4 protein-coding genes are annotated in these 4,406 nt (G+C 46.7%); all 4 read right to left on the minus strand.

The genetic code is table 11. The features are described 5' to 3' along the window. On the minus strand, positions 1-854 hold an 854-nt coding region (locus ACTNCK_RS11465; RefSeq protein ID WP_441082855.1), incomplete at its 3' end, for an IS1634 family transposase. Positions 855-908: 54 nt separating this feature from the next. Then, on the minus strand, positions 909-2,006 hold the full coding sequence (gene rfbG / locus ACTNCK_RS11470; RefSeq protein ID WP_441082853.1) for a CDP-glucose 4,6-dehydratase: 1,098 nt from the start codon (positions 2,004-2,006) through the stop codon (positions 909-911). Continuing rightward, positions 2,003-3,355 carry a lipopolysaccharide biosynthesis protein RfbH gene (rfbH, locus tag ACTNCK_RS11475; RefSeq protein WP_441082854.1) on the minus strand — a complete coding sequence of 451 codons (1,353 nt, stop codon included), beginning with the start codon at positions 3,353-3,355 and terminating at the stop codon, positions 2,003-2,005. The genes rfbG and rfbH overlap by 4 nt, the downstream gene beginning before the upstream one ends. Positions 3,356-3,358: 3 nt before the next feature. Beyond that, the gene (gene rfbF / locus ACTNCK_RS11480) at positions 3,359-4,135 is read right to left on the minus strand and encodes a glucose-1-phosphate cytidylyltransferase (protein ID WP_441082856.1); all 777 of its coding nucleotides are present in this window, start codon (positions 4,133-4,135) and stop codon (positions 3,359-3,361) included. Between the last annotated feature and the right edge of the window lie 271 nt (positions 4,136-4,406).

Raw genomic sequence — 4,406 nt, forward strand, 5'->3', positions numbered from 1 at the left:
GTTGTGTTGGCGCCGACAAGGAACTTATAGTGCTGCTTATACAAACCGTTGATGTTATCAGCACTGTAGTATCCACGGTCCATAACCAGCTTGACTTTCTTATACCCGAGGGTGTCCAGTTCACGGATCAGTTCAGTGACTGTTTTGACATCGGGGATGTTCCCTGCAAGCTTCCGGTAGTATAACGGGAGACCGGATGTTTCGCCAAAGAGCAGTGCGAGATTGATCTGTGGGAGACTGTCTCCGTCTTTGTTTTTGCCATACTTAACCTGCTTCAGTTCTTCTGAATAGCCGGAGATGGAGGTGCTGTCGTATGCCCAGTATTCTTTTTCGATCCGCCGTCTTCCCTGAAGGCGGAAGAACTTCATCTTTGCCTCCTCCGAGATGGACTGGAACAGTTCACTGCTTCTCTGGGAAGGAATGTCCTGTCCATAAGGATGACGGTGTGTGTTGGCGAACCGGCCGAAACGGGAGATCGCATTCGTATTTTCAAGAATCATGAAGTAGGCAAGTGATTCGATCTTCTTGTAGTCATTCGGGAAGCATACCTTCAGATCGTTCGTAATGCCAAGCTTCTCGCCAATCTGATCCAGAAGATATGTGGCGCCATAATACTGACGGTCTGTTCGGGCTTCGGGAACAGGTCCGCGTTTCGCAGTTGCAGCCTGTGGCTGCTTTCTTTGACCGCGTCGTTTTCCACGGCCATCGGTCGGCACCACATCACCGGTCTTGGGATCGACTTTACCGATCAGGACACGCTTCGAACGGGGAGCTTTCTTCTCCTTGTCCCAGTACGAGGTTGACTGGTAGACATAAGTGATCCCGCTCCGTTTATAATTCCGGGAATCTAGGATACATATGTTTGTATTGACAGTACAAAAAAAGACCCGTGTCGCCACGGGCCTCATTCATTCGAAATATTTATCAATCTGTGAATCCATGATTTCTGGAATCTTATCACTGTCAGTCAGATACTTCTGATAAAAGTCAACCGTCTCTTCCATACATTCCTGTATATGCCACTTCGGCTTCCATCCAATCTCAGACTTGATCTTAGTACTGTCGAGCTTCAGAAAGTTTGCCTCATGCGGCGCGTTAATCTCAGCCCGGCTCATCCATTCAGCTGATGGCAATGCAGCAGTCTTCTTCTGATTCCAGGTATCACAGAACATTGTGACCAGATCACCGGTAGTCAGGCAGTCGCAGTCATCTGGCCCGACATTGTACCAACCGGCATATTTCCTGTCATCCCATTGTTTCTCAGCGATCATCATATAAGCAGATAAAGGTTCGAGAACATGCTGGTAAGGTCTGGTGCTGTATGGATTCCTGACTTCAATCGTACCCGAATCTTCTCCATTCAGATAAGCCTGCTCCATAGCTCTCACACAATCTGGAATGATTCGGTCAGCAGCAAAGTCTCCTCCACCGATCACATTTCCGGCACGCGCAGTCGATACAGCCGGACTGTCATCATCTGAGAAAAATGAATTCACATACGAATGCACAGCCAGCTCAGCACATGACTTCGAATTCGAGTACGGATCAAAACCATCCAGAGGCTCATTCTCACGGTATCCCCAGAGCCATTCATTGTTCCGGTACACCTTGTCAGTCGTTATGATCACGGCACTCCTGACGCTTCCGGTCAGCCTGATGCACTCCAGCACATTCACCGTCCCCATCACATTTGTCTCATACGTACACACCGGATTCCTGTACGATTCACGCACGATAGGCTGCGCCGCAAGATGAAAAACAATATCCGGCTGGAACTCCTCAAATGCCTCTTTCAGATGTGTCAGATCTCTCACATCACCACGAACATCAGTAAAAGAGCCGTGCAGTAAAGCCAGTGCAAAAAGCGACGGATCTGTCGGTGGTTCAAGCGAATACCCAAGCACAGAAGCACCGGCATTCAGCAGGATCTTCGTGAGCCAGATACCCTTGAAGCCGGTATGGCCGGTGATGAGGACTCTCTTATTTTTAAAAAAAGAATGTGTCACTTCACAGCCTCCCTGATTACAGACGCCATGTAATCAATCATTGCATCAGTCATGCCCGGATATACTCCAACCCAGAAAGTATTCTCCATTATGAAATCAGTATTATCAAGACATCCAGCAACACGATATGCATCTGTACCCCTTATCTCATCAAAACATGGCTGCTTGATGATATTTCCACTGAACAGGAGCCTTGTCTGGATATTGTGTGACTCGATCTTTTCAATGACATCACGACGCACAAGTCCAGACTCAGGACGAATGGAAATAAGGAATCCGAACCATGATGGATCAGAATCCACAGCAGGTACAGGCAGAATGATCCTGTCCTGCACATCTTCAAGAGCCTTGTGAAGACGGCCCCAGTTGTGTCGTCTCTTTTCTGTAAATCCAGGCACCTTCTTCAGCTGCTCCACTCCAATAGCGGCCTGCATATCAGTCACCTTCAGATTGTATCCGAAATGACTATACACATACTTATGATCATATCCATGAGGCAACTCGCCATAGTCACCATCAAAACGATGCCCACAGGTATTGTCTCTCCCCGACGGACAGTAGCAGTCACGTCCCCAGTCGCGATAAGAAAGGATAAGCCTGCTGAGCAGTGGATCATCAGTATATACAGCACCGCCTTCTCCCATCGTCATATGATGAGGCGGGTAAAAAGAAGATGTTCCGATATCACCCCATGTACCAGTGAGTCTGGTCACACCATCAATCGTATATTCAGATCCAAGCGCATCGCAGTTGTCTTCAACAAGCCAAAGACCATGCCTGTCACAGAATTCCTTTACGGCCTTTATATCAAAAGGATTTCCCAGTGTATGCGCCAGAAACACAACCTTCGTCTTATCCGGATCATAAGCCTCTTCCAACCTCGTTACATCAATATTGTATTGTGGAATCGTGACATCCACAAACACAGGCACTGCACCAAACTGCAGGATCGGGTTGATCGTCGTAGGAAAGCCACAGGCGACAGTGATCACCTCATCGCCTCTCCTGATCCTGCGATCACCAAGCTCAGGAGCAGTAAGCACTGAAAAAGCTATCAGATTAGCCGAAGAACCTGAATTCACCAGATGTACATGCTTCACACCCAGGTATTCAGCAAACTCCTTCTCAAACTCGGAAGCAAATCTTCCGGTCGTAAGCCAGAAATCAAGACAGGCATCAGTCAGAGCCTGCATATCCTTCTCATCATATACACGACCGGAATACCCCATACGGTCACCCGGCTTGAAATCACTGTGGTCGGTTTCCTGTTCTCTGAACTGATGGTAGAAGTCTGCAACAAGAGACATGATCTCAGAACGGGCTTCTGATTCATTGTTCCACTTATTCATATCTTAATCCCACACTTTCCACGGAGCCTTACCTGACTCCCACATTTCTTCGAGCTTCATCTTCTGATTGAGTGTATCCATACACTGCCAGAAACCATGATGGCTGTAGCTCATCAGCTGACCATCCTCCGCCAGCTTCTCAAGTGGCTCTTTTTCAAGAACAGTGTCATCATCCTTCAGATAATCGAATATCACCGGTTCAAACACCATATATCCGGCATTAATCGGTTTGCTGTCACTCACATTCTTCTCACGGAAAGCACGTACAGAATTGTCATATGCAATATCCAGATGTCCCTTTTCCTCATCCATGATCACTGCAGTAAGTGTCGCGGCCTTGCCATGACTTATGTGAAAATCAAGCAGATCCTTGATATTGACATCGCAGACACCATCACCATAGGTCAGCATGAATGTCTCATCTCCGATATACTTCTGCACCCGTTTCAGACGACCACCGGTCATCGTATTGAGCCCAGTATCTACAATAGTCACCTTCCACGGTTCAGTCTTCTTGTCATGTACAATCATCTCATTGCCCTCAGTAAAGTCAAAGGTAATATCTGATGTGTACAGATAATAGTCCGCGAACCATTCCTTTATCATATGCTGCCTGTACCCGGCACAGATGACAAAGTCATTGAATCCATAATACGAATATTCTTTCATGATATGCCACAGTATCGGCATACCGCCAATCTCGATCATCGGCTTCGGGCGCAGCGTGGATTCTTCCGAAATTCGCGTGCCCAAGCCACCGGCAAGTAATACTACTTTCATTGTCTTCTTTTCTCCAATGCTTCCAGCTGTTTGTTTATCTCCGGTATCTTCGATATATCTCTCCTGATTATATGACAGACACAGAACGCTGACATCCACCTTCCTATCGTCCATCAGTTATTACTCCGCATCATCATACATTTTCAATAATGATTCATATACTCAAACTTCGCACTTTAAAAAGTGCCTTTGTACCTTGAAAAATCAATAAAAAGTGGCAATTAAAAAGGCAGAATCGCCTTATATCTGGTATAATAGTTTCGACCAAAAA

Source organism: Candidatus Weimeria sp. HCP3S3_B5 (assembly GCF_052064335.1).
Taxonomy (GTDB): domain Bacteria; phylum Bacillota; class Clostridia; order Lachnospirales; family Lachnospiraceae; genus Weimeria.

What these genes read in the sequence shown, in the direction of transcription:
- rfbF (WP_441082856.1), bottom strand. Translation starts at nt 4,135, where the DNA reads ATGAAAGTAGTATTACTTGCCGGTGGCTTGGGCACGCGAATTTCGGAA.
- rfbH (WP_441082854.1), bottom strand. Translation starts at nt 3,355, where the DNA reads ATGAATAAGTGGAACAATGAATCAGAAGCCCGTTCTGAGATCATGTCT.